The 26,175-nt window shown below is 73.0% G+C and carries 18 protein-coding genes; 2 read left to right on the top strand and 16 right to left on the bottom strand.

The window, feature by feature from the left end:
* Nucleotides 1-3: 3 nt before the first annotated feature.
* The 3 genes from JS756_RS18995 to JS756_RS18985 form a co-directional block, all read right to left on the bottom strand.
* Nucleotides 4-1,863, bottom strand: a complete 1,860-nt coding sequence (locus JS756_RS18995; protein WP_205384319.1) for an acetolactate synthase large subunit — start codon at nucleotides 1,861-1,863, stop codon at nucleotides 4-6.
* A gap of 213 nt (nucleotides 1,864-2,076) precedes the next feature.
* Entirely contained in the window at nucleotides 2,077-5,103 is a 3,027-nt protein-coding gene (locus JS756_RS18990; RefSeq protein WP_205384318.1) for a putative bifunctional diguanylate cyclase/phosphodiesterase, read from the bottom strand.
* A gap of 429 nt (nucleotides 5,104-5,532) precedes the next feature.
* Nucleotides 5,533-6,474 carry a 2-hydroxyacid dehydrogenase gene (locus JS756_RS18985; protein WP_205384317.1) on the bottom strand — a complete coding sequence of 314 codons (942 nt, stop codon included), beginning with the start codon at nucleotides 6,472-6,474 and terminating at the stop codon, nucleotides 5,533-5,535.
* 76 nt (nucleotides 6,475-6,550) lie between these two features.
* Between JS756_RS18985 and JS756_RS18980 the strand changes: the two genes are divergently transcribed.
* A complete protein-coding gene (locus tag JS756_RS18980; protein WP_205384316.1) occupies nucleotides 6,551-7,549 on the top strand; it encodes an aldo/keto reductase in 999 nt (332 codons plus the stop codon).
* A gap of 133 nt (nucleotides 7,550-7,682) precedes the next feature.
* Nucleotides 7,683-8,849 (top strand): PQQ-dependent sugar dehydrogenase, encoded by a 1,167-nt coding sequence (locus JS756_RS18975; RefSeq protein ID WP_205384315.1) that lies wholly within the window; start codon nucleotides 7,683-7,685, stop codon nucleotides 8,847-8,849.
* A gap of 9 nt (nucleotides 8,850-8,858) precedes the next feature.
* Here JS756_RS18975 and JS756_RS18970 read toward each other — a convergent pair whose 3' ends face one another.
* The 13 genes from JS756_RS18970 to ligA form a co-directional block, all read right to left on the bottom strand.
* Complete coding sequence (locus JS756_RS18970; RefSeq protein WP_205384314.1) at nucleotides 8,859-9,071, bottom strand: DUF6191 domain-containing protein; 213 nt, start codon at nucleotides 9,069-9,071, stop codon at nucleotides 8,859-8,861.
* Between the two features lie 193 nt (nucleotides 9,072-9,264).
* Nucleotides 9,265-12,324 carry a helix-turn-helix transcriptional regulator gene (locus JS756_RS18965; protein ID WP_205384313.1) on the bottom strand — a complete coding sequence of 1,020 codons (3,060 nt, stop codon included), beginning with the start codon at nucleotides 12,322-12,324 and terminating at the stop codon, nucleotides 9,265-9,267.
* 65 nt (nucleotides 12,325-12,389) lie between these two features.
* Entirely contained in the window at nucleotides 12,390-12,575 is a 186-nt protein-coding gene (locus tag JS756_RS18960) for a hypothetical protein (protein WP_205384312.1), read from the bottom strand.
* Nucleotides 12,576-12,926: 351 nt separating this feature from the next.
* Nucleotides 12,927-13,562, bottom strand: a complete 636-nt coding sequence (locus JS756_RS18955) for a hypothetical protein (RefSeq protein WP_205384311.1) — start codon at nucleotides 13,560-13,562, stop codon at nucleotides 12,927-12,929.
* A gap of 35 nt (nucleotides 13,563-13,597) precedes the next feature.
* Complete coding sequence (locus JS756_RS18950) at nucleotides 13,598-14,173, bottom strand: GNAT family N-acetyltransferase (protein WP_205384310.1); 576 nt, start codon at nucleotides 14,171-14,173, stop codon at nucleotides 13,598-13,600.
* Nucleotides 14,151-16,382 carry an MMPL family transporter gene (locus JS756_RS18945; RefSeq protein ID WP_205384309.1) on the bottom strand — a complete coding sequence of 744 codons (2,232 nt, stop codon included), beginning with the start codon at nucleotides 16,380-16,382 and terminating at the stop codon, nucleotides 14,151-14,153. The genes JS756_RS18950 and JS756_RS18945 overlap by 23 nt, the downstream gene beginning before the upstream one ends.
* Before the next feature lie 205 nt (nucleotides 16,383-16,587).
* On the bottom strand, nucleotides 16,588-16,995 hold the full coding sequence (locus tag JS756_RS18940; RefSeq protein WP_205384308.1) for a hypothetical protein: 408 nt from the start codon (nucleotides 16,993-16,995) through the stop codon (nucleotides 16,588-16,590).
* A 540-nt stretch (nucleotides 16,996-17,535) separates the two neighbouring features.
* Entirely contained in the window at nucleotides 17,536-19,050 is a 1,515-nt protein-coding gene (gene gatB / locus JS756_RS18935) for an Asp-tRNA(Asn)/Glu-tRNA(Gln) amidotransferase subunit GatB (protein ID WP_205384307.1), read from the bottom strand.
* A 16-nt stretch (nucleotides 19,051-19,066) separates the two neighbouring features.
* Entirely contained in the window at nucleotides 19,067-19,306 is a 240-nt protein-coding gene (locus JS756_RS18930) for a hypothetical protein (RefSeq protein WP_205384306.1), read from the bottom strand.
* Nucleotides 19,303-20,796: an Asp-tRNA(Asn)/Glu-tRNA(Gln) amidotransferase subunit GatA gene (gene gatA, locus JS756_RS18925; protein ID WP_205384305.1), complete on the bottom strand. Its 1,494-nt coding sequence runs from the start codon at nucleotides 20,794-20,796 to the stop codon at nucleotides 19,303-19,305. The genes JS756_RS18930 and gatA overlap by 4 nt, the downstream gene beginning before the upstream one ends.
* Before the next feature lie 6 nt (nucleotides 20,797-20,802).
* A complete protein-coding gene (gene gatC / locus JS756_RS18920; protein WP_031117542.1) occupies nucleotides 20,803-21,099 on the bottom strand; it encodes an Asp-tRNA(Asn)/Glu-tRNA(Gln) amidotransferase subunit GatC in 297 nt (98 codons plus the stop codon).
* 348 nt (nucleotides 21,100-21,447) lie between these two features.
* Complete coding sequence (locus JS756_RS18915; RefSeq protein ID WP_205384304.1) at nucleotides 21,448-23,694, bottom strand: putative bifunctional diguanylate cyclase/phosphodiesterase; 2,247 nt, start codon at nucleotides 23,692-23,694, stop codon at nucleotides 21,448-21,450.
* A 270-nt stretch (nucleotides 23,695-23,964) separates the two neighbouring features.
* Nucleotides 23,965-26,160, bottom strand: a complete 2,196-nt coding sequence (ligA, locus tag JS756_RS18910; RefSeq protein ID WP_205384303.1) for an NAD-dependent DNA ligase LigA — start codon at nucleotides 26,158-26,160, stop codon at nucleotides 23,965-23,967.
* Nucleotides 26,161-26,175 lie beyond the last annotated feature (15 nt).

The raw sequence follows: 26,175 nt of genomic DNA, 5'->3' as shown, positions 1-26,175 counted from the left end.
CGCTCAGTCGTCTTCGTTGTCGCCGAAGTCGGGGCGGACGTCCCGGGCGGCCATGATCTCGTCGTTGGAGGTGCCGGCGGCGACCATCGGCCAGACCATCGCGTCCTGGTGGACGATGAAGTCGACGACGACGGGTCGGTCGTTGATCGCGTTCGCCTCTTCGATGACCTTGTCGAGGTCGGCGGGGTCCTCGCAGCGGATGGCGTGGCAGCCCATGGCCTCGGACAGCTTCACGAAGTCGGGGATGCGGGTGCCCTGCGCGGGTTCCTTGCCGTCGTGCTCCGGGCCGGAGTGCAGGACGGTGTTGGAGTAGCGCTGGTTGTAGAACAGGGTCTGCCACTGCCGGACCATGCCGAGGGCGCCGTTGTTGATGACGGCGACCTTGATCGGGATGTTGTTCAGGGCGCAGGTGGTCAGTTCCTGGTTGGTCATCTGGAAGCAGCCGTCGCCGTCGATCGCCCAGACGGCCCGGTCCGGCACACCGGCCTTGGCTCCCATGGCGGCCGGGACGGCGTAGCCCATGGTTCCGGCGCCGCCGGAGTTCAGCCAGGTGGCCGGCTTGTCGTACTGGATGAAGTGGGCGGCCCACATCTGGTGCTGTCCCACACCCGCCGCGAAGACGGTGCCCTCGGGGGCGAGCTGCCCGATGCGCTCGATGACCTGCTGCGGGGAGAGCGAGCCGTCGTCCGGCTGGTCGTAGCCGAGCGGGTAGGTCTCGCGCCAGCGGCTGAGGTCCTTCCACCAGGCGCTGTAGTCGCCGCGGTGGCCGTCGCTGTGCTCCTTCTGCACGGCCTGGATCAGGTCCGCGACGACCTCGCGGGCGTCGCCGACGATGGGCACGTCGGCAGCGCGGTTCTTACCGATCTCCGCCGGGTCGATGTCGGCGTGGACGATCTTGGCGTACGGGGCGAAGCTGTCCAGCTTGCCGGTGACGCGGTCGTCGAAGCGGGCGCCGAGGGCGACGATCAGGTCGGCCTTCTGCAGCGCGGTGACGGCGGTGACCGCACCGTGCATGCCCGGCATTCCCACGTGCAGCGGGTGGCTGTCGGGGAACGCGCCGAGTCCCATCAGGGTGGTGGTGACGGGCGCGCCGGTGAGTTCGGCGAGAACCTTCAGCTCGGCGGTGGCCTTGGCCTTCAGCACGCCGCCGCCGACGTAGAGGACGGGCCGCTTGGCGGAGGCGATGAGCTTCGCGGCCTCGCGGATCTGCTTGGCGTGCGGCTTGGTCACCGGGCGGTAGCCGGGCAGGTCCATGGTGGGCGGCCAGGAGAACGTGGTCCTCGCCTGGAGGGCGTCCTTGGAGATGTCGACCAGGACCGGGCCCGGGCGGCCGGTGGAGGCGATGTGGAACGCCTGCGCGATCACCCGCGGGATGTCCTCGGCCTTGGTGACCAGGAAGTTGTGCTTGGTGATCGGCATGGTGATGCCGACGATGTCCGCCTCCTGGAAGGCGTCCGTACCGATCGACGTGGACGCGACCTGGCCGGTGATCGCGACCATCGGGACCGAGTCCATGTGGGCGTCCGCGATCGGTGTGACCAGGTTGGTCGCCCCCGGACCTGAGGTGGCCATGCACACCCCGACCTTGCCGGTGGCCTGCGCGTAGCCGGTGGCCGCGTGGCCGGCGCCCTGCTCGTGGCGGACCAGGACGTGGCGCACCCGGGAGGAGTCCATCAGCGGGTCGTAGGCCGGCAGGATCGCACCGCCGGGAATGCCGAACACCGTGTCGGCTCCGACCTCCTCGAGAGAGCGGATGAGGGACTGCGCACCCGTGACGTGCTCGACGGGCGTCGGCTGCTGTCCTCCGGATCGGGGCCGCGGCTGCGGATGATGGGCCCCGGTGGCCTGCTCGGTCATCGGCATTCTCTTCTCGATGCTGAGGGTTTTTGCGAAGTTCGGGCGAAGTGCGGCTGTTGCTGGTGCAACAAAAAACCCCTCGTGCCGTAAGGCAAGCGAGGGGAGCGCGCCGGGTGGATTCGCTGAGCGATCAGAGGCTCAGCGTCAGCCGACGCGCTTTCCAAGTACGAGAATTCGGGTGCGCATGGCACTGACCCTCCCCCCGGCACGCACCCGGTGTCAAGTGGGTGGGACGGGAGTCTCATCATGTGAGCGCAGTGCTGTTCCGCCGAGTGCACCCCGGCCCAGAACAGCGGACACACCACCTGTGTACACCCCCGTACCGCCGCCCGCGAAGGCCGGTTCGGCCGAAGTGTGCGGCACCGGTAAATGGCCGGATCCGAGCGCTCTGCGCAGCCGGTACTCGTCGAGCGGACCGGCGAACGCCATCCCCTGCCCGTGCGTGCAGCCCATCGCGCGCAGGGCGGCGACCTGCTCGGGCAGATCCGCGCCCTCGGCCACGGACTGGAGCCCGAGATCGCCGGCGATCCTGAGCAGACCGGTGGTGATCTTGTGCAGGCGCGCCGACTCCACGAGCCCCTCGACGAGGGTGCGGTCGAGCTTCAGCAGGTCCACGGGGAGCCGCCGCAGCGCCGTGACGGCCGCGTAGCCCGTGCCGAAGCCGTCGAGTGCGATGCGGACGCCGATCCGCCGCAGCGTCGTCAGCCTGCGCTCCAGCTCGTCCATGGGCACCCGGGGGTCGAGGTCGGCCAGTTCGATCACCAGCGAACCGGACGGCAGGCCGTGCCGGGTCAGCAGGGCCTCGATCGAGCCGAGCGGCATCGACCGGTCCAGCAACCGCCGCGCGGACACGCGGACGGCCACCGGGAGGGCGACGCCGGCCGCGGTGCGTTCGGCGGCCTGTTCGACGGCCTCCTGGAGCATCCATCGGCCCAGCTCGGCGGTCCTGTCGCTGTCCTCCGCCACCCGCAGGAACTCGGCGGGCGTGAACAGCACGCCCTGCGAGGAGCGCCAGCGGGCCTGGGCGGCGACCGCCGTGATCCGGCCGTCCTCCAGCCGGACCACGGGCTGGTGCAGCAGGGTGAACTCGCCGTCGTGCAGCGCGGCCCGCAGCCGGGTCGCCAGCTCGGCCTTCCGGACGACGTCGTGCTGCATCTGCGGCTGGTACAGCTCCACGCGGCCCTTGCCGGCCGCCTTGGCCCGGTACATCGCAAGGTCGGCGTTGCGCAGCAGCTCCGCCGCACCGAGGCTCGGTTCGGCGAAGGCGACGCCGATGGAGGCGTTGACCCGGACGTCGTTGCCGTCGACGAGGTAGGGCTGGGAGAGCGTGGCCCTCAGCCGGTCGGCCAACTCCAGGATGTGGCGTTCGCGGGCGGTGCGGTCGCGGGTGCCGTCACCGGCGATCAGCGCCGCGAACTCGTCGCCGCCCAGCCGGGACGCGGTGTCCCCTTGGCGGACCGCGTCCTGGAGTCTGCGGGCGGCCTGGACGAGCAGCTCGTCGCCGGCCTGGTGCCCGATGGTGTCGTTGACGGCCTTGAAGCCGTCGAGGTCGATGAAGAGGACGGCCGTGTTGAGCAGGGCGGTGCCGCGGTCCGTGGCCCGGCGCCCGGACAGGGCCTGCTGCACGCGCCGGGTGAACAGGGCGCGGTTGGGCAGGTCGGTGAGCGGGTCGTGCTCGGCGTTGTGCTGCAACTGCGCCTGGAGCCGCACGCGTTCGGTCACGTCCCGGCTGTTGAAGATGAGGCCGCCGTGGTGGCGGTTGATCGTGGACTCGACGTTCAGCCAGCCTCCCCCGCTCTCGGCTTCGGTCGAGCGGGAGGTACCCCCACCGCCCGAGCGGAAGCGGCACTCGATGCGCGTGGTGGATTCCTCGGACGGACTGGTGGCGAGGAAGCGGCGCACCTCGTGCAGCACGCAACCCAGGTCGTCCGGGTGGATGAGGTGGGCCAGTTCGGTGCCCACCAGTTCCTCGGCGGGACGGCCGTAGACCCCGGCGGCGGCCGGGGAGACGTACCGGAGGATGCCGTTGGGCGCGGCGATCATGATGACGTCGCTGGAGCCCTGCACCAGGGACCGGAAGTGGTTCTCCTTCTGGGCGAGTTCCTGGGTGAGGGTGATGTTGTCGAGCAGCATGATCCCCTGGCGGACCACGAGGGCGAGCACGACGGTTCCGCCGGTCAGCAGCACCACGCGGGAGACACTGCGGCCGTTGAGGACGTTGTAGAGGATCCCCAGGGTGCAGACCGCGGCAGCGAGGTACGGCGTGAGCGCGGCGAGGGACCCGGTGATGGGCCGGCTGCCCGGATGGCGCCCCTGCTCGCCGCCCGGCGCCGGAGGCCGGTCGGCGGGGCTCCGGCCGGGCAGGTGCTCGTGGACCACGCGCGTGTGCCCGTCGCCGTCCCGAGGGTGGCGGGCGGCCCAGGGGGCGTAGGCGAGGAGCAGGGACCCCGCGAACCAGCCCGCGTCGAGGAGCTGGCCGGAGCGGTAGCTGTTGTGCAGCAGCGGCGAGGTGAACATGGCGTCGCACATCACCGTCAGGGCGAGCGCGCCGACCGCGGTGTTGACGGCCGTGCGGTTCACCGGCGAGCGCCGGAAATGCAGCACCAGCACCATGCTCACCAGGGCGATGTCGAGCAGCGGGTACGCCAGCGACAGCGCCACGTGCGCGACGCTCGGGCCGTCGAAGGTGGCGGCCTGGGCCAGCGCGAGGCTCCAGGACAGGGTGAGCAGGGAGCCCGCGATCAGCCAGGCGTCGAGTACCAGGCAGACCCAGCCGGCCTTGGTCACCGGCCGCTTGGCGAGCACCAGCAGGCCCACGATGGCGGGCGGCGCGAAGCACAGGAAGAACAGGTCGGCGCAGGAGGGGCTGGGTACGGGCAGGCCGAGGACGACCTCGTACCACCCCCAGATGCCGTTCCCCAGGGCCGCCATCGCCGAGGACAGGGCGAACAGCAACCAGGCCGGTCGAAAGCGGACGCGCCGGGAGCGCGCGTAGAGGAAGCAGGACACCGCGGCCGTGCCCGCCGCGCCGGCCAGCCCGAAGTCACCCATGACGAGAGCGAGCCGGGTCGATCCCCAGCCGAGGGCGGAGCCGACGGCGTACCCCGCGCACACCGCGGCCAGCAGCAACTGGTGGACCAGGCTCGCCCCGCCTCCCGGGGCCGGCGCACGGGGCGGGGGCACCTGCGCGGACGGCTGCGCGCGCAGTGCCGCGCCGAGGGCGGTCACCGGAGGCGGCGACTTCACCGGACCCTCCCGGTCCGTTCCGCCCCCTGGCCCCGGGGGGTGCGGCGCACCGGGTGCGGGTGCCTGCGGCGGGCGGCGGGCAGGCGTGGGTGCGTGCGCCGACCGCTGTGCCGGCCGCGGTGGGCCGGAAGAGTGGGGTGTTTGCTGTGATCGGCGTGGTGACCGCGTCTGCGTGCGACCGTGTGCCAGGGTCGCTGACGGCGGTCCCGCCGCGTCGGATCGTTCGCCCATAGGCCGTGCATCGCCCGTCGCCCCCCTCACCAGTCTGCAATGTCCATCCCCGGCGCCGAACGGTGCGCGGCGCAGCCCCTGTCGGGACGATACACCAGGATCGTCACTCAGGGACATAGCCTCTCTACGCTCCGTGACGACCAGCGGGAATGCGGGCACGGACCGCGTTCGCAGGACTGCGGAGGGTGTGCGAACAGGTCACGTGCCCGTCGTCAGGATCACGTTGCGCAGCGGCTCCCGGTTCACGAAACGCGTCAACTGGTCCACGATCAGCCGTTCGGCACGCGGCAGGAAGGCGGAGGTGGGCCCGCCGACATGGGGGCTGACGAGGACGCCCGGCGCGCGCCAGAGCGGATGGTCCCGGGGCAGCGGCTCGGGATCGGTGACGTCGAGCGCCGCGGTGATCCGGCCCGTCTCCAGCTCCGCCAGCAGCGCCTTGGTGTCGACCACGGCGCCGCGGGCGACGTTCACGAGCAGCGCGCCGTCCTTCATGCGGGACAGGAATGTGCCGTCGACCAGGCCGCGGGTGGTCTCCGTCAGCGGCACGGACAGGACGACGACGTCGGCCTCGGGCAGCAGCGCGGGCAGGTCGGTGAACGGGCGCACGGGACCGCGCGCCGTGGTGCGCGCCGAGCGCGCGACGCGCGCGACGCACGCGAGCTCGAAGGGCGCGAGCCGGTCCTCGATCGCGGCGCCGATCGCACCGTAGCCCACGATGAGGACGTTCCTGTCGGCCAGCGCGGGCCGGAAGCCGCCCAGCCACTCGCCGCGCTCCTGCGCGCGGACGAAGTCCGGGATGCCGCGCAGCGAGGCGAGGACCAGCGCCAGGGTCAGTTCCGCGGTGCTCGCCTCGTGCACGCCGCGCGCGTTGCACAGCCGCACACCGGGGCGCAGGTGCTTCAGGCCGGGCTCCACGTGGTCGATGCCTGCGGAGAGGGTCTGCACCACCTCGACGGCCGTCATCCCCGGCAGCGGACGCACGCCGACGCCACTGGGCTTCATGTACGGCACGACGTAGTACACGCAGTCGGCGGGGTCGGCCGGGAAGTCCTCCCCGCCGTCCCAGAAGCGGTAGTTCGGGCCCTCGGGGAGCCCCTCGATCTCGTCGGCGCGGAGGGGCAGCCACACGTCAGCAGTCATGTCAGGAGGCTATGTCAGGTCCACGCAGGCGCAGAGGTTAGGTTGGGGGCGCCAGAAGAGGGAGGGTCACGAGCAGGTGGAGCGCAGGACGATCGGCGCGGCGGCGCTCTCGGTGGGGGCCGTCGGACTCGGGTGCATGCCGATGAGCTGGGCCTACAGCGGGTCGCGGCAGCGGGGCGAGGAGTCCCTGCGGGCGGTCGACCGGGCGCTGGATCTGGGCTCGACGCTGCTGGACACCGCCGACATGTACGGCCCGTTCACCAACGAACTCCTGCTGGGGCGGGTGTTGAAGGAACGCCGGGCGGACGCCTTCGTGTCGACCAAGGTCGGCCTGCTGGCGGGCGAGCAGCACATCGTCGCCAACGGCCGACCCGGGTACGTGAAGCGGGCCTGCGACGCCTCGCTGCGCCGGCTCCAGACGGACGTCATCGACCTCTACCAGCTGCACCGCGCCGACCCGGAGGTCCCGGTCGAGGAGACGTGGGGGGCGATGGCGGAGCTGGTCGGGGCGGGCAAGGTGCGGGCCCTCGGCCTGTGCGCGGTCGGGGTGCGCGGGGGCCGCCGCACCGGGGCCGGGCTCTACGACACGACGATCCGGCAGCTCCGGAGGGTTCAGCAGGTCTTCCCGGTCGGCGCGGTGCAGGCGGAACTGTCGGTGTGGTCGCCGGAGGCGCTCCGGACGCTGCTGCCGTGGTGTACCGCGCGCGGTGTCGGCTTCCTGGCGGCGATGCCGCTCGGCAACGGCTTCCTGACCGGCACGCTCACCCCGGGCGAGGGCTTCGAACCGGACGACATGCGCGCCCGCCACCCCCGCTTCACCGCCGAGATGATGGCCGCCAACCAGCCGATCGTCGCCGGTCTGCGCCGGATCGCCGCCCGGCACGGCGAGTCGGTCACCCCGGGCCAGGTCGCCCTCGCCTGGGTCCTGGCCCAGGGCCGCCACGTGGTCCCGGTGCCGGGCGCCAAGCAGGAGCGCTGGGTGAGCGAGAACGCGGGCGCCGCGGACCTCCGGCTGACGGCCGAGGACCTGGCGGAGGTTGCGGCCCTGCCCGCGGCACGGGGATCGTGGGACTGAGCAGGGCCCGCACTCCTCCCCCGCGCACCGCGTGGAGCACCGGCGGCGCCCGCGCGCGGTGGGCCGTGCATCGCGCCGCGGCGTCCGCCGGGAGCGGGGCGGTGCGGGGAGAGGCCGCCGCGTCGAAGGGACCGTGATCGTGCAACGTCGAGCCGTACCGGCCGTGCTGGCCGCCGTCGTGCTGGTGCTGACGGCCGGCTGCTCCGCGGACGGCACGGGACCGCCGGCCGGGGGCGAGCGGAGCTCCCCCAGCCGTGCGGGCACGCCGGTCCCGGGGTCCGCCGCGGCCGAGGAGACACCCCCCGCGCGGGGCTCGGTGGAGGTGTTGCGGACCGTCGCGACGGGCCTGGACACACCGTGGGGCCTGGCGCCGCTCCCGGACGGCGACCTGCTGGTGTCCTCGCGGGACGCGGGCACGATCACCCGCGTCGACGCCGGGAGCGGGCGGAAGACCGAGCTGGGCGAGGTGGCCGGCGTGGACGCGGCCGGTGAGGGGGGCCTCCTCGGCATCGCCCTCTCCCCGGACTACGCCTTCGACCACATGATCTACGCGTACTTCACCTCGGCGTCGGACAACCGCATCGTCCGCGTGCTCTACGAGGAGAAGAAGCCCGCCGGTGAGCAGCTCGGCGCACCGGACACCGTCTTCAAGGGGATCCCCAAGGGCGTCGTCCACAACGGCGGCCGGATCGCCTTCGGCCCCGACGGGATGCTGTACGCGGGCACCGGAGAGAGCGGCCGGCGCGGTCTCGCCCAGGACAGGAGCTCGCTGGGCGGCAAGATCCTCCGCCTGACCCCCGAGGGTGAGCCGGCCCCCGGCAACCCCTTCCCCGACTCCCCCGTCTACTCGCTGGGCCACCGCAATGTGCAGGGCCTGGCCTGGGACACCCGGCAGCGCCTGTTCGCCTCGGAGTTCGGCCAGGACACCTGGGACGAGCTGAACGCGATCAAGCCCGGCGACGACTACGGCTGGCCGCGTGCGGAGGGCAGGTCCGGCACGCCCGGTCTGCACGATCCGATCGCCCAGTGGCACCCCGACGAGGCCTCTCCCAGCGGCATCGCCTACGCCGAGGGCTCGATCTGGATGGCGTCGCTGCGGGGCCGGCGGCTGTGGCGCGTCCCGCTGAAGGGCACGGAGGTGTCGGCGGATCCGCAGGCATTCCTCACCGGCCGGTACGGGCGTCTTCGCACGGTCGTCCCGGCGGGCGGGGACAAGCTGTGGCTGACGACCAGCAACACCGACGGCCGGGGCGACCCGGCGAGCGGCGACGACCGGATCCTGGAGGTCCGGGTGAGCTGACCGGGGCGCTCACCCGGGCCCGGCGGTTCCGTCGTCCGTGGCCGCGCCGTCCTGGTCGTCGGCCGGGGGACGCCGTACGACGACCTTTCCGGACGCCAGGTCTATGGGCCCGCGCCCGGGGTCCGCGTCGCCCACGTCCTCCCGGGTCAGCTCCAGGCGGTTCTGCTCGTCACGCGTGTGTTTGCGGCCGGGTGCGAAGAGTTCCTCGAAGGCGTTGAACACGGCTGTCCCCTTCCGGGCCGCGCGGCAGCCCGCTGCTGTCGGTCGGCACGTGCGACGGCTCCGGGGCCGGGTCCGGGACGGGGACGGCGAGGCGCGGCGGGCGCGCCGCCGACGTCCCCGGCGTCGGATTCCGGGACCGGTTGTGCGCGATCCCCGGCATCTCCTCTCCCGGAGGGTGGGCTCCCCGCCATTATCACGCGCTCGGCGCCTGCGCGGGCGCCGGGAACAGTCCGTGCCGCCTCGCCACGGCCGCCGCCTCGCCGCGGCCGGCGACGCCGAGCTTGGCGAGGATGTTGGAGACGTGGACGCTGGCGGTCTTCGGCGAGATGAACAGTTCCTCGGCGATCTGTCGGTTGGTGCGGCCGACGGCGACCAGGCGCAGGACGTCGTGCTCACGGCTGGTGAGGCCGAGGGACTCGACCGGGTCGGCCGGACGGGCGGGTGCCGGGGCCAGCGGCAGGCGTGCCCGCTGGGCGAGGGCTCCGGCCGCGCCGGCGAGCGGACGGGCGCCCAGGTGCTCGGCGACCGTGTGGGCGAGGCGGAGCAGATCGGTGGCCCGGGCACGCTCGTCGTCGCCGCCGTGGGCCAGGAGCGCCTCGGCGAGGCGGTGGCGGACGCGGGCGAGGGGGTAGGGGCGCTCCAGCGGTTCGAACGCGGTGACCACGTCCGACCAGGCGGCGACCGTGTCGCGGCCCTCGGCGCGCAGCAGTTCGGCACGGATCCAGGCTTCGTGGGCGTGCCACAGGGGGGCGTCCAGGGTGAGCCTGCCGGCCGCGTCGGCGATCCGGGCCAGGGCCTGCTCCCGCCCCGGCCGTGCGGCGGGCAGGACCCGCGCGTCGGCCTCGGCTCGCGCGGCGGCCAGCAGCATCGGCCAGCCGTAGCGGTGGGTGCCGGGAAGGACGCCCGCGTCCAGCGCGGCGGCGACCTCCGCGCGGACGTCGGGGAGGCGGTCCTGCGCGGCGGCGGTGGCGACGGCGAGGTGGGCCAGGGGCAGCCACTGCTGGGGCATCAGGTCGTGCGCGCCGAAGTGCTGCCGGGCGGCGGCCAGTTGCCGCACGGCCTCCTCCACGTCGCCGCGGGCGCAGGCGAGTTGGGCGAGGCAGAGCGCCGCGGTGCCGCGGGGCTTGGCGCTCTGCGCCCGCTGCAGGGCCTTGGCCCCGGCGTCGGCGGCCTCGTCCCAGCGGCCCAGGGAGAACAGCGAGTCCGAGTAGTTCGCCCACACCCATGACTCCGCGTCCAGCAGGCCGAAGCGGTGGGTGTGTCCGGTGCCCTCGGCGAGGAGTTCCAGGGCCTCGCGGGAGCGGCCGGCTCCCTCCAGCGCGGACGGCAGGTTGATGTAGGCCCGGCCCGCGACCCGGTGGACGCCCTCCGCCAGCGCCCGGTCCTTGGCCTCCGTCATCTCGGCGATACCCGCCTCGACGTCCCCGGCGGCCGTCATCAGGCCGCCGGCGGTCACCCGGGCGTTCAGCTCGACCTCGCGGGCGCCCACCATGGCGGCGTACCGCACGGCCTGCTCGGCCGCGGCGAGCGCCTCGGGTCCGGGCTGGTGGAGCATCGACCAGGCGGCGACGCTGGCCAGCACGTCGGCGTGCACCTCCGACGGTGGCAGGCCCCGCACCAGTTCCTGGGCGCTGGCCAGTTCGGGCCAGCCGTCACCACGGGCCATGGCCTGGACGAGGCGGGCACGCTGCACCCAGAACCAGGCGGCGCGCAGGGGGTCGTTCTCCTCCTCCAGCAGCCGCAGCGCCCGCCGGGTGATCTTCAGAGCCCCTTCCCGGTCACCGCTGTAGCGGCCCGCGAAGACGGCCTCGGCCATCAGGTCCACGTAGCGCAGCGGTGTGGTCGCCGGGTCGCAGCCGCACGCCGGGTAGGCCTCGGCGTAGTCGAAGGGGCGCAGGGCGGCGCGCACCTCCTGCGGTGCGGCGTCCCACAGCTCCATCGCCCGTTCCAGCAGCCGCAGCTGCTCGCTGTAGGCGTGCCGGGCGCGGGCTTCGACGGAGGCGTCCAGAACGGCGGGCAGGGCCTTGGCGGGATCGTGCGCCTGGTACCAGTAGGTGGCCAGGCGCGTGGCGCGCTGGTCGGCGGGGACGAGTGTCGGGTCGGCCTCCAGCGCCTCGGCGTAGCGGCGGTTGAGGCGGGAGCGCTCGCCCGGCAGCAGGTCGTCGCCGACGGCCTCGCGGACCAGGGAGTGGCGGAAGCGGTAACCGTCCCCGGTGGCCGCGGCAGTGAGGAGGTGGGCGTTCACGGCGGCGCGGAGCGCCTCGATGAGGTCGTCCTCGGCGAGCCGGGCGACGGCGGCCAGCAGCCGGTACTCGACCGTGGAGCCGCCCTCGGCGACGATCCGGGCGACGTTCTGAGCGGTCTCGGGCAGCGCCTCGACGCGGACCAGCAGGACGTCGCGCAGGGATTCGCTGAGGCCGGGGCAGCAGCCCTCGGCGGTGGCGACGGCGAGTTCCTCGACGAAGAAGGCGTTGCCGTCGGAGCGCTGGAAGATCTCGTCGACATGCGCGGGGTCGGGTTCGGCGGCGAGGATCCCGGCGATCTGGCGGCCGACCTCGTCGCGGCTGAAGCGGGCGAGTTCGAGGCGGCGCACGGTACGCAGCCGGTCGAGTTCGGCGAGCAGGGGGCGCAGCGGGTGCCGGCGGTGGATGTCGTCGGAGCGGTAGGTGGCCAGGACGACGAGGCGGCCGGCGCGCAGGGTGCGGAAGAGGTAGGACAGCAGGTGGCGGGTGGAGGCGTCGGCCCAGTGCAGGTCCTCCAGGACGAGCACCACCGTCCGTTCGGCGGCGATGCGCTCCAGCAGGCGGGCGGTGAGCTCGAAGAGGCGGGCGGTGCCCTCCTCGTCGTGGCCTCCCGGGCCGGTCTCGCCCCACTCGGGGAGCAGGCGGGCCAGCTCGCCCTCCTGCCCGGCGGCCGCCGCGGCCAGTTCGGCGGGCAGTTCGCGGTGCAGGGTGCGCAGCGCGGTGGAGAACGGCGCGAACGGCAGACCGTCGGCGCCGATCTCGACGCAGCCGCCGAGCGCGACGACCGCGCCCTTGCGGCGGGCGGCGGCGGCGAACTCCTCCACCAGGCGGGTCTTGCCGACACCGGCCTCGCCGCCGATGAGGAGCGCCTGTGGTTCCCCCCGCGTGCGGGACGCGGAGGAGGCGCCCTCACCGGCGGCGCGGGAGAGTGCCTCGTCGAGGGCGGCCAACTCGGATGCGCGACCGACGAACACGGGACTGACGGACTTGATCTCCACGGGTCCGAGCATCGCATGCGCCTCGGACGATGCGGCAGGGGTCGTCCTCGGCCCCTGCGTCACGGGCGGCGCTCCGGTCACGCGGCACGCGGGGACCAGCGCCGCCCGGAGCGGCCCGTATGGTCCTCGCGCTCCACCGAGCGCTGTGCGGCCTCCCGGCGGGCGGCGCGGCGGACGCGGACGGCCTCGCGGGCCAGCCGCTCCTGGTCGGCCCGGCGGATCAGCTCGGCGGCCCTGAACTTCTGGATCTCGTACTCGTACATGGCGTTTCCCCCTGCGGAGAGTGCGGTTTGCGGTTCGCTCTGTCGCGATGCCTCAACCTTCGTCTCCCAGGGGGGTCCGCCACATCGGGAGACTTCCGCATCTTCGGCCGCCCGGAGGTCCTTAGCCGCGTCCCGGTCCCCCCGGAACGGCCTAAGGCCCCTCCTGAGGCTGTCTGAGACCCCCGGTGGCACACCGGGCGGGGGCTCGGCGGTGTTCCGGAGGCCGGGCCGGCCGGGTGCGGTCCGGTGCGGACCGGCAGCACCCGTGAAGGGGGCCGGGGGGAACCGCGCGACCGGCCACACGGTGCCGAGGACGCCCGGCGGCCCGTCGCGGCGCTCCCGGCGGATCGCTCAGGCCGACGGCAGGCCGAGCAGGATGTCGGTGTACTTCAGGACGGCCAGGAGGAGGCCGATGACGCCGAGCGCCACGCCCGCCCAGGCAACCGACTTGATCCACGGCGCCTGCGGCCGTCCGGGTGCGCCGAACGCGGGCCGGGCGAGCACGGCGACGCCGGTGATCAGGGCGAGCAGCGCGAACAGCCCGCCCCACAGGGCGGTGGCGTGCCAGGCGTCGCCGTAGCCCTCCTTGATCATCTTGGCGATGTCGGAGGACGACGAGGTCTGCAACTGGCCGACGAGCGACTCGCGGGCCGAGGCGACGGTGCCGATCCAGCCGCCGGTGAGCGAGACGACGCCGAGCCCCGCGGAGACCACGGCGCCGGCGCCCTGGCCGACCCCGGAGGGCCCCTGGTCGGCGGCGGCGTCCTCGGGGCCGTCCTCGTGCTCGATCCGCTCGGTGTCCTCCTCGGCCGCCTCCGGCCGGTCCGCCGCCTGCGTGGTCCGGGCCGTCCCGTCGCCCGGCGCCCCGCCGCCCGGGACGCCCGCGGTGGTCTTCTCGCCCGTCCCGGTCCCGGCGGCGCGGGTCTCCTCGGCGGGGGTCTCGTCGGCCGGCGTCCCGGCGGTCTCGTCCACAGTCTTCGTTCCCATGGCCCGCACCGTACGGAGCGAGTCTGAGAGGTCCCTTAACGTTCGTTGTGGGCGGTACGCGCCTGTGCCGCGCGCCACTCGGGGGCGAGAACGGACCACACCTCCAGGTCGTGCCGTACGCCGTGGTGGAGGTGGGCGGCGCGCCGGACGCCGTCGCGGGTCATGCCGAGCCGCCGGGCCACGTCGATGCTGGGCGTGTTGCCGGAGGCGGCGACCCACTCGACGCGGTGGATGCCGCGTTCCTCGACGGCCCAGTCGATGAGCACGCGCATAGCCCGGGTGATCAGTCCGCGCCCGGTGGCGCCGGGTTCCAGCCAGCAACCGACCTCGCAGGTGCCCTGCTCCGCGTCGAAGGCGAGGGTGAGCACGCCTCCCACGAGTTTTCCGTCCAGCCAGATGCCGTGGTACGAGGCCGTGTCGGCGGCGCGCATCCCGGCGTACCGCTGGAGGGTCTCCCGCGCGGTGTCCAGGTCGGTGACGCGGGAGCCGAAGGGGATGTACTGGTTGATGAACTGCCGGCCCCGCTCCAGGTTGTCGAGGAACTCCTCGGCGTGCCAGGGCTCCAGCGGCCTCAGTTCGGCCCCGTCGTCACCCAGGGATATCGCGTACATCCTGCTGACTCTCCTTCTCCAGCACCTCCACGACGTCCGTGAGCCTCTCATGCGCGGCGGCACGGCACTCGGGCGGTTCGATGCTGATCCGGGGCAGGATGCGGTCCAGCCGGCGCGGCAGCCACCAGTTGGCGCCGCCGAGGAGGTGCATCAGGGCGGGGACGAGCAGGGTGCGCAGGACGAACGCGTCCAGGGCGACGGCGGAGGCGAGGGCGATGCCGAACATGGCGATGACGCGGTCGCCGCTGAGCACGAAGGCGAGGAAGACGGAGATCATGATGACCGCGGCGGAGTTGATCACGCGGCTGGTCTCGGCGAGGCCGACGCGGACCGCGCGCCGGTTGTCGCCCGTCTCCAGCCACTCCTCGTACATGCGGCTGACCAGGAAGACCTGGTAGTCCATGGAGAGCCCGAAGAGGACCGAGACCATGATCACGGGGAGGAACGGCTCGATGGGTCCGGCGCGCCCCAGACCGAGCATGTCGCTGCCCCAGCCCCACTGGAAGATCGCGACGACGACGCCGAAGGCGGCGGCGACCGCGGCGACGTTCATGGCGGCGGCCTTCAGCGGTATGCCGACGGACCGGAAGGCGAGCAGGAGCAGCAGGCAGCCGAGTCCGATCACGACCCCGACGAAGACCGGCAGCTTGCCGACGATCACGTCGGCGAAGTCGTCGTAGGCGGCCGTGACACCGCCGACGTGCACGTCGAGCGAGGTCCCGGCCTCGGCGCGGGGCAGTATGTCGGTGCGCAGCCGGTCGACGAGGTCGCTGGTGGCCCGCGACTGCGGGGAGGAGTCGGGGACGACGGTGAGGTAGGCGGTGGTGCCGCCGGAGTTGTACGTCACCGGGGTGACGGAGGCGACGCCCTCGGCGCCGCGCAGGGACGTGTCGAGGCTGTCCAGGGCGAGTCGGTCCTCGGCCCCGTCCACCGGCGTCACCAGGGTCAGCGGGCCGTTGACGCCGGGCCCGAAACCGTCGGCGAGCAGGTCGTAGGCCTGCCGGGTGGTGCTGGATTTCGGGTCGTTGCCCTGGTCGGAGGTGCCCAGGTGCAGGGAGAAGGTCGGCAGGGCGAGAAGGGTGACGACGCCGAGGGCGAGGGAGCCGAGCAGCTTGGGGTGGCGCTCGACGAACGCCGACCAGCGGGCGGCGAGCCCGGTCGGCACCTCCGGCTCGGGTCCGTGCTCGGCGAGCCGGCGCCGCTCGCGGCGGCTCAGGGCGCGCATGCCGATGAAGGACAGCAGGGCGGGCAGCAGGGTGACGGAGGCGGCGACGGTGAGTATCACGGTCAGCGAGGCGGCCACGGCGACGCCGTTGAGGAAGCTCAGCCGGAGGATCAGCATGCCGAGCAGCGCGATGCACACCGTCGCACCCGCGAACACCACCGCACGCCCGGTGGTGGCGACGGCGTTGGTGACGGCCTCGGTGACGCTGAGCCCCCGTTTCAGCCCGCGCCGGTGCCGGGTCACGATGAACAGCGCGTAGTCGATGCCGACGCCGAGGCCGATCAGCATGCCGAGCATGGGCGCGAAGTCGGCGACGGTCATGGCGTGCCCGAGCAGCGCGATCCCCGCGTAGGCGGTGCCGACGCCGACCAGGGCGGTGGCGATGGGCAGCAGTGAGGCGGCGGGTGAGCCGAAGGCGAGGAAGAGCACGATCGCGGCGACGACCACGCCGACGACCTCGGCGAGATGCCCGCCGGAGGACTCGGTGGCGGAGATGGCCGTGCCGCCCAGCTCGACCTGGAGCCCGTCGGTCTCGGCCTCCTTGGCGATGTCGACGACGGAGCGCGCCTCGGCGGGCGAGATGTTCTCGGCGGAGTCCGCGAAGGTCACGGTGGCGTACGCCGTGTGCCCGTCCTCGCTGACCCGGCCCGCGCCGGCGCCGTCGTAGGGCCCGCTCACGGACGCGACCTCGGGCAGCTCGGCGATCCGGTCCAAGGTGCCGGTCATGGTCTGCTCGACGTCGGCGTCCTGCACGGTGCCGGACGTGGTGTGCCAGACGACGGTGTCACTGTCGCCGCCCAGGCCGGGGAAGCCCTCCTGGAGCAGTTCGGTGGCGCGGCCCGATTCGGTGCCGGGGACCGCGTAGTCGTTGCTGTACGCCGAACCGGCGATCGCCGCGCCGGCGGTCACCCCGCCGAAGGCGAGGAGCCACAGCAGTACGGCGACGAGGCGGCGCTGGACACACCAGCGGGCGAGTGCTGCCACGAACATGCTCCCGGAATTGCTGGACTGTGGATCTTTGACCGGGAACAGTCGTTCGTGTCACGAAAGGCCCGCAAAGAACGCTTGAGCAATGCAAAGCCACTCTTGCAGGAGGAAATGATCCTTTGAGGACTTCGTGGGCTTATTCACAGCACTGGGAGGCACGTCACAGGACAACGAGGTGAACTCTGTCACCTCGTCGGCACGTTCAGTCGAACTGGTCCCCGAGGGCCATCACCATCACTCCGGCGATCATCAGCCACAGGGCGCGCCGGGTCCGTCCACGCGAGCCGAGGACGGCGGCGCAGCCGCAGCCCGCGGCGCCGAGGGCGTAGGCGGCGGGCACCAGGACGGGCGCGGTGCCGGTGAGGCGCATCAGCGCGGCGGCGACCCCGGCGAGGGCCAGCAGGGCACCGGTGCCGGCCGCCGTCCAGCGGGCCCGCCGCGCGTCCTCGACCCGCTCCCCCGGACCCGCCGGCTCCCCGGGTTCCGCGGACTCCGGGGCGGCCCGCGGCGTCCGGTCCGCGGAGTGCTGTTCCTCGGGGTCCTCTGCATCCTCGGGCCCCAGGTCCCGGGGCGTCTCGGGGGCGGAATCGGAATCGGCACGTCCATCCATGCGGCGCGAGCGTAGCGTCTCCGCCCGCGGGACCGGCGGGGAGGTCACCGTCCCGCCGGCGACGCGGACGGGGACCGCGGCGGGGGCACGGGGCGGTGCGGATGCCCGACTGCCGAGGGGCGGCATGGACAGCCGGGTTTCACCCGTCGACGCGGATCCCCGATTGCCGCGACGCGGCATGCGTCCCCGGTGCCCGTGGGAGCGGCGCGACGACCGTCCCCGTCCGGGTCGCGCGGCGCCCGCCCCTGCCGGGGAGCGCCACGAGCCCGTCCCCGCAGGGCCGTCCCCGCCGGTCGGCGCCGGCGCCGTGGTCGTCCGGGCGGGCCGGGGCCGGGACAGGCGGCGCCCACGATGCCCCGCAGGCACGGGCGCTGCCTCTGCCCGGGGAGCCGAGGAGGTGCCGATGCCCCGGGCGGCGCCCGGCGGCACGGACACCCCGCAGCCGGCCGAGGGGGACACTCGCGGGGAGCGGGGCGGCGGGGCAAAGACGCCGAAGGCCCCGGGGACGGGTGTCCCCGGGGCCCGTGCGCCGTCGCGGGATCAGCCCTCCTCGACGCCGAGCTTCTGCAGGATGAGCTCCTTGACGCGGGCCGCGTCGGCCTGGCCGCGGGTGGCCTTCATGACCGCGCCGACCAGGGCGCCGGCCGCGGCCACCTTGCCGCCGCGGATCTTGTCGGCGACGCCCGGGTTGCCGGCGATGGCCTCGTCGACGGCGGCACCCAGGGCGCCCTCGTCGGAGACGACCTTCAGACCGCGCTTGTCGACGACCTCGTCCGGAGTGCCCTCGCCGGCGAGGACGCCCTCGATGACCTGACGGGCGAGCTTGTCGTTCAGGTCGCCCTTCGCCACCAGCACGGTCACCCGGGCCACCTGCGCCGGGGTGATGGCCAGCTCGTCCAGGGCCTTGCCGGACTCGTTGGCGCTGCGCGCCAGCTCGCCCATCCACCACTTGCGGGCGGACGCGGCGTCGGCACCGGCGTCGATCGTGGCGACGATCGGATCCAGGGCGTTGGCGTTGAGGATCGCCTGCATGTCGGTGGTGGAGATGCCCCACTCGGCGAGCAGCCGGGTGCGGCGGGCCAGCGGCAGCTCGGGGAGCGCCGCGCGGATCTCCTCGACCCACTCGCGGGACGGGGCCACCGGGACGAGGTCCGGCTCCGGGAAGTACCGGTAGTCCTCGGCCTCCTCCTTCACGCGGCCCGAGGTCGTCGACCCCGTGTCCTCGTGGAAGTGGCGGGTCTCCTGGACGATCGTGCCGCCCGAGGACAGCACGGCCGCGTGCCGCTGGATCTCGTAGCGGGCCGCACGCTCCACGGAGCGCAGCGAGTTGACGTTCTTCGTCTCCGAGCGGGTACCGAACTTCTCGGACCCCTGCGGCATCAGCGACAGGTTCACGTCGCAGCGCATCTGGCCCATCTCCATGCGGGCCTCGGAGACACCGAGGGCACGGATGAGCTCGCGCAGCTCGCGGACGTAGGCCTTCGCCACCTCGGGCGCGCGGTCGCCCGCGCCCACGATGGGCTTGGTGACGATCTCGATCAGCGGGATGCCGGCGCGGTTGTAGTCCAGCAGGGAGTGGGACGCGCCGTGGATCCGGCCGGTGGCGCCGCCGACGTGCGTCGACTTGCCGGTGTCCTCCTCCATGTGGGCACGCTCGATGTCCACGCGGAAGATCTCGCCGTCCTCCAGCTGCACGTCGAGGTGGCCGTCGAAGGCGATCGGCTCGTCGTACTGGGAGGTCTGGAAGTTCTTCGGCATGTCCGGATAGAAGTAGTTCTTCCGGGCGAAGCGGCACCACTCGGCGATCTCGCAGTTCAGCGCGAGACCGATCTTGATCGCCGACTCCACGCCGGTCGCGTTGACGACCGGGAGCGCGCCGGGCAGGCCGAGGCAGACCGGGCAGGTCTGCGCGTTCGGGTCGGCGCCGAGCGAGGTCGAGCAGCCGCAGAACATCTTGGTCCTGGTGCCGAGTTCGACATGGACCTCGAGGCCCATGACGGGGTCGTACGACGCCAGCGCGTCCTCGTACGACACCAGGTCGGTCGTGGTGGTCACGGTGAAAACTTCCCTCTCAGCCCAGCAGGACGTCGTCGTCGCCCAGCCGCTTCAGCTCGCGGTAGAGGATGGCGAGGCCGGTGACGATCCCGGCGGCGGTCACAGCGGCGTCGATCAGGCGCAGCGTGTCGTTCTCGGTGCGAGCCTTCTTGATCTGCTTGGCGACACCGAGGGCGCCGAACGCCGTGGTGGCCATGGTCAGGTACGTGCCGGACTTGGACTTCTTGAAGCCCTTGGCCTTGGACAGTGCACTCACAGCGACGGAGCCTCCTCCAGGAGCGGGTGCCCCCACCTTTCCACGAAGGCCGCCTCGACCGCCGAGCCCACCTTGTACAGGCGGTCGTCCTGCATCGCCGGGGCGATGATCTGGAGGCCGACGGGAAGGTTGTCCTCCGGGGCGAGGCCGCAGGGCAGGGACATGGCCGCGTTGCCGGCCAGGTTGGTCGGGATGGTGCACAGGTCCGCGAGGTACATCGCCATCGGGTCGTCGGCGCGCTCGCCGATCGCGAAGGCGGTGGTCGGGGTCGTCGGCGAGACGATCACGTCGACCTGCTCGAAGGCGGTCTCGAAGTCCCGCGTGATGAGCGTGCGGACCTTCTGGGCGCTGCCGTAGTAGGCGTCGTAGTAGCCGCTGGACAGGGCGTAGGTGCCCAGCATGATGCGGCGCTTGACCTCGGGGCCGAAGCCGGCCTCGCGCGTGAGGGAGGTGACCTCCTCGGCGGAGTGGTCGCCGTCGTCGCCGGTCCGCAGGCCGTAGCGCAGGCCGTCGAAGCGGGCCAGGTTGGAGGAGCACTCGGAGGGCGCGATCAGGTAGTACGCCGACAGCGCGAGGTCGAAGGACGGGCAGTCCAGCTCGACGATCTCGGCGCCCAGTTCCTTCAGCAGTTCGACGGACTCGTCGAACCGCTGGATGACGCCGGCCTGGTAGCCCTCGCCGCGGAACTGCTTGACGACGCCGACGCGCATGCCGGCCACCGAGCCGTTGCGGGCGGCCTCGACGACGGGCGGGACCGGGGCGTCGATCGAGGTCGAGTCCAACGGGTCGTGCCCGGCGATCACCTCGTGCAGCAGGGCCGCGTCCAGCACCGTGCGGGCGCACGGCCCGCCCTGGTCGAGGGAGGAGGAGAAGGCGACCATGCCGTAGCGGGAGACCGCGCCGTAGGTCGGCTTCACGCCGACGGTGCCGGTGACGGAGGCCGGCTGGCGGATCGAGCCGCCGGTGTCGGTGCCGATGGCGAGGGGGGCCTCGAAGGCGGCGAGCGCGGCGGAGGAACCGCCGCCGGAGCCGCCGGGGATCCTGGTGAGGTCCCAGGGGTTGCCGGTCGGGCCGTAGGCGCTGTTCTCGGTGGAGGACCCCATGGCGAACTCGTCCATGTTGGTCTTGCCGAGGATGACGACGTCGGCGTCCTTCAGGCGCTTGGTGAGCGTCGCGTCGTAGGGCGGGATCCAGCCCTCGAGGATCTTCGAACCGACGGTGGTGGGAATGCCCTCGGTGGTGAAGATGTCCTTCAGCGCGAGGGGGACGCCGGCCAGCGGGCCGAGCTTCTCGCCCCGGGCGCGCTTGTCGTCCACGGCGCGGGCCTGGGCGAGGGCTCCCTCGCGGTCGATGTGCAGAAAGGCGTGCACCTTCTCGTCGACGGCGTCGATACGGGCGAGGTGCGCCTCGGTCACCTCGACGGCCGTGAGCTCGCCGGAGGCGATCCTCGCGGCGATCTCGGCGGCGGTGAGCTTGATGATGTCCGTCATGGCTGCTTAGTCCTCCCCCAGGATCTGCGGCACCTTGAAACGCTGCTGCTCCTGGGCCGGGGCGCCGGAGAGCGCCTGCTCGGGGGTGAGCGAGGGTCGGACCTCGTCCGGGCGCATGACGTTCGTCAGCGGGAGCGGGTGCGAGGTCGGCGGTACGTCTTGGTCGGCGACCTCGCTGACGCGGGCCACCGCGCCGATGATGTCGTCGAGCTGGCCTGCGAAGTGGTCGAGCTCTTCGGGCTTCAGCTCCAGACGCGCCAGCCGGGCGAGGTGGGCGACCTCCTCGCGCGTGATGCCAGGCATGCAGCGATCCTCTGGGGTGAGTGTGTGGGTTGTGGGGCCAATCCTATGGGGCACGGACGCGTGCCCGTGAAACGGTTTCCTCGACCCCCCTTCGGCCGCGCCGGCGGCCCTTGGCCGCTCAGCACGCGGGAGCCGTCCCGTGGCGCCGTGGCGCGGGGCGGGACCGGCGGGGCGTCGAGCCCCGGGGAGCACTCGGCGGTCCCCTCTTTCCGGTCCCGGGACCGGGTGGCGGGACCCGGGGAGCGTCCGCCGCGGACGGGCGGGTCCGGTGGAGCGCGGGCACGCCGCGGCCGGCGCCGGCGGCGTGGCGGGCGACCGGCGGCGTCGCGCGGCGCCGCCGGCGTGGCCTCAGGCGCGTCGGCCCGGGTCCTCCGCCGTGGCCGCCGGCAGGGCCGCCGCCGGGCGCTGCCAGCCGCGGGAGCCGCGGGCCAGCAACCAGGCCGTGGTCTCCTCGGGCGGCATGGCCGCTGCGACCAGCCAGCCCTGCACGGCGTCGCACCCGAGGTCGCGCAGCCGCTCCCAGGTCTCGTCGTCCTCGACCCCCTCGGCGACGACGAGCAGTCCGAGGGAGTGGGCGAGGTCGACGGTGCAGCGGACGATCTCGGCGTCCTCGGTGTCGACGGCGAGGCGGGCGACGAAGGAGCGGTCGATCTTGAGCTCGCTGACGGGCAGCCTGCGCAGGTGCACCAGGGACGAGTAGCCGGTGCCGAAGTCGTCGAGGGACATCTTCACGCCGTGGCCGGTGAGGCCGGCGAGGGTGTCGGCGGCACGCTGAGGGTCCTCCAGGAGGACGTGTTCCGTGATCTCCAGCTGGAGCGCCCCGGCGGGCACCCCGTGGCGGGCCAGGCGGGCGGCGACGGAGCCGGCGAAGCCGGGGGTGTGGACGTCGCGGGGGGAGACGTTGACGGCGACCGGGACGAACAGGCCCTGGGAGCGCCAGGCGGCGACCTGGCCGAGCGCGGTCTCCAGTACGTACTCGGTCAGATGGGGCATCAGGCCGGAGGACTCGGCGATGGCTATGAACTCGTCGGGCGGCACCTTGCCGCGCTCCGGATGCACCCAGCGGACCAGGGCCTCCAGGCCGGCCACCTGCCCGTCGAAGCGGACCTTGGGCTGGTAGTGCAGCTGCACCTCCTGGGCGTCCAGCGCCCGGCGCAGGTCGCCGAGGAGTCCGAGCCGGTCGGGGGTGTTGGAGTCGCGCTTGGACTCGTAGACCTCGACGCCGGTGCGGTCCCGCTTCGCCTGGTACATCGCCACGTCCGCGCGGCGCAGCATCCCCTCGGCGTCCAGCGCGTGGTCGGGGAAGACGGCCACTCCGGCACTGGCCTCCAGCACCAGGGTGAGCCCGTCCAGATCGAGGGGGGAGCTGAGGGCGGCGACCAGGTTGCGGGCGACGCGGGTCGCCGAGGTGGTGGAGTCGGCGACGGGCAGTAAGACGGCGAACTCGTCGCCGCCCAGGCGGGCGACCTCGGCCCCGCGCGGCAGGGCCAGCCGCAGCCGGTCGGCCGTCTGCAGCAGCAGCCGGTCGCCGGCGAGGTGGCCGAGGGTGTCGTTGACGGAGCGGAACCGGTCCAGGTCGATCAGCATGAGGGCGGCGCGGGCGTCGATGCGTTCGGCGTCGTCCAGGGCCGTCCAGATGCGCTCCAGCAGCCACTGGCGGTTGGGCAGTCCGGTCAGCGGGTCGCGCAGCTGCTCCTCCGCCCGGGCCCGGGCGATCCACAGGGTGGAGTCGAGGGCGATGAGCGGGATGGAGAACAGCGGCAGCAGGATCGGCTCGGCCACGGCCACCACGCACACCAGCGGGGCGATGCCGAGCAGCGCGACCGCGACCAGGCCCTGGCGGACCAGGGCGGTGCGGGCGACGGTGGGCAGTCCGCCCGAGCGGGGGGCGTGCAGGTACCACAGCAGCGTGCGGGAGACGAGCAGGTAGGCCGCCGCGACCAGCACCACCTCGGGAACGGTGTAGAGGGTCCAGGTGTCGGGGTCCCAGGGTTCCTCGACGGACGGGACGGCGCCGAAGGCGGCCAGCACCAGGGCGCCGGCGCCGATGCCGAGGATGTCCACCGCACCGTGCAGCACGCCCTGCCGCCAGCGGTGCCGGCGGGCGATGCCGACCAGGACGACGACGGTGAGGCTGACCATGCCGGCCGGCACCCAGCCGTAGAGCAGCAGCACGGCGAGGGTCAGGGCGGCGCCGGAGCCGGTGCCGCCCCACCAGCGGGCGCGGCCCAGCATGACGAGGTGTCCGACGATGATGCCGGTCAGCAGGGCCAGCGACCAGCCGACCGCGCCGGACGGGAAGAGAGCGTGGTCGCCGGTGAAGGCACGCAGGAAGCCGGCGCCCAGCACGACGGCGGCCGAGGCGAGGACCGTGGCGGGCAGCGGGGGCCACGGCAGGTGCCGTTCGGGCTCGGCACCGCCCAGGCCGGCGGGGCACCCCGGGGCGAGCGGCGCGTCCGGCGCGGTGCGCACGGTGGCGGCGCGCCCCTGGGCGCCGCCGCGCTCCGATGCCCGTGTCGCCCGGTCACGCCATGCGCCCGCGATGCGGCGGAAGCGCAGTCGTGAGGCCGGGGCGGCGCTCTCGGTCGGTTCCATTCCCGTCCCTCTCACAGCCGGCGGTGCCCACGCCACGCGGCCCGATGCCCGACAACCGTCAGCGGCTCCGCGTTGGGAAACCCTTTCCCCCGTCCTTGACGAGCCCGTCCGGAACAAGGGGATGCCCCGACCGCAGTTGGGCACGGCAGGTGCACACCTCAACAGTAGGCCGCAGAAGGCTTCCACGGGCACCGGTCGTCGACGGTTGCCCGTTTGCGCCCGGGCCACCCGTATGCATCTGATATGCGCCGATCGGGTGGCCTTCAACCGCTACTCCTCGGTCGGGAGTGCGACTTCGGCCGCCGCGTCGGGCCCCTGTTCCAGCAGGACCTCGAAGCCGCTCTCGTTCAGAACGGGAACCTTGAGCTGCATCGCCTTGTCATATTTCGATCCGGGGTTGTCACCCACAACGACGAACGAGGTCTTCTTCGAGACCGAACCGGTCACTTTCGCCCCTCGGGTCTGCAGGGCCTCCTTGGCGCCGTCCCGGGTGAAGTTCTCCAGGGTGCCGGTGACCACGACGGTGAGGCCCTGGAGCGGACGCGGCCCCTCGTCCTCGCCCGCGCTCTCCTCCTCCATCCGCACGCCCGCGGCCCGCCACTTGCGCAGGATCTCCTGGTGCCACTCCTCGGCGAACCACTCCTTGAGCGAGGCGGCGATGATCGCGCCGACCCCCTCGGTGTTCGCCAACTCCTCCTCGCTCGCCTGCTCGATGCGGTCGATGGACCGGAACTCGCGGGCCAGCGCCTCGGCGGCGACCGGTCCGACGTGCCGGATCGACAGACCGGTCAGGATCCGGGCGAGCGCCCGCTGCCTGGCCGCGGCGATGTTCTCCAGCATGGCAAGCGCGTTCTTCCGTGGCTCGCCCTGCTGGTTGGCGAAGACGGTGGCGACCTTCTCCTCACCGGTCTTCGGGTCGCGCTTGGGCAGACCGCTGTCCTGGTCGAGGACGTAGGCCTTGATGGGCAGGAGCTGCTCCACGGTGAGGTCGAACAGGTCGCCCTCGTCGGCCAGGGGCGGTTCGGCGGGCTCCAGCGGGTGGGTGAGCGCCGCCGCGGCCACATAGCCGAAGTGCTCGATGTCCAGCGCCTTGCGGCCCGCGAGATAGAACAGGCGCTCCCGCAACTGGGCGGGGCAGGTCCGGGCGTTGGGGCAGCGCAGATCGACGTCGCCCTCCTTCATCGGCCGCAGCGGTGTGCCGCACTCGGGGCACTCGGCCGGCATCACGAACTCGCGCTCGGTGCCGTCGCGCAGGTCGGCCACGGGGCCGAGGATCTCCGGGATGACGTCACCGGCCTTGCGCAGCACCACCGTGTCGCCGATGAGGACGCCCTTGGCCTTGACCACGTCCTGGTTGTGCAGCGTGGCGAACTCGACCTCCGAGCCGGCCACCGTCACCGGCTCGACCTGCGCGTACGGCGTGACCCGGCCGGTGCGGCCCACCCCCACTCGGATGTTGACGAGCTTGGTGTTGACCTCCTCCGGGGCGTACTTGTACGCGATCGCCCAGCGCGGCGCCCGGGAGGTGGAGCCGAGCCGTCCCTGGAGGGGGATCTCGTCCAGCTTGACGACCACTCCGTCGATCTCGTGCTCCACGGAGTGCCGGTTCTCGCCGTAGTACGCGATGAACTCCCGCACGCCGTCGAGGTCGTCGACCACCCGGTTGTGCCGCGAGGTGGGCAGCCCCCAGGTCCGCAGCAGGTCGTACACCTGGGAGAGACGGGCCGGCCCCTCGAAGCCCTCCAGGGCGCCGATGCCGTGGACGACCATGTGGAGCGGCAGGGTGGCCGTCACCCTCGGGTCCTTCTGGCGGAGCGAACCCGAGGCGGAGTTGCGGGGGTTGGCGTAGGGCTTCTCACCGGCCGCGACCCGGCGGGCGTTGAGCTCGGCGAAGGCCTCCATCGGGAAGTAGACCTCGCCGCGGATCTCCACCAGCCGCGGGACGTGGTCGCCGGGGAGCCGGTGCGGGATCTCCGAGATGGTCATGACGTTCGGCGTGATGTCCTCGCCGATGCGACCCGTGCCGCGGGTGGCCGCCCGGGTCAGCCGCCCGTTCTCGTACGTCAGGTTCACCGCGAGCCCGTCGACCTTCAGCTCGCAGAGCAGGTGGTAGTCGGACGTCCCGGCGTCCTTGTGGACCCGCTCGGCCCAGGCCGCGAGGCCCGCGTCGTCGAAGACGTTGTCGAGGGAGAGCATCCGCTCGTGGTGCTCGACCTCGGCGAGGTCCGTCTCGAATTCGACGGCCACCTTCTGCGTCGGCGAATCCGGCGTCCGCAGCTGCGGGTACGTCTCCTCCAGGGCCTCCAGGGACCGCAGCAGCTCGTCGAAGTCCGCGTCGCTGATGACGGGAGCGTCCTTCACGTAGTACCGGAAGCGGTGCTCCTCGACCTGCTCCGCCAGCCGCGCGTGCTGCTCCCGTGCCTCGGCGGGCACCGTCGTCGTCTCCGCTTGCTTGTCGCCGGCCACCGTGTTGTCCTCCCG

The organism is Streptomyces actuosus (genome assembly GCF_016921115.1).
In the GTDB taxonomy this organism is placed as follows: domain Bacteria; phylum Actinomycetota; class Actinomycetes; order Streptomycetales; family Streptomycetaceae; genus Streptomyces; species Streptomyces actuosus_A.
Note: the sequence above shows the minus strand (reverse complement) of the source record. Positions and strands in the feature narration are given on the sequence as shown.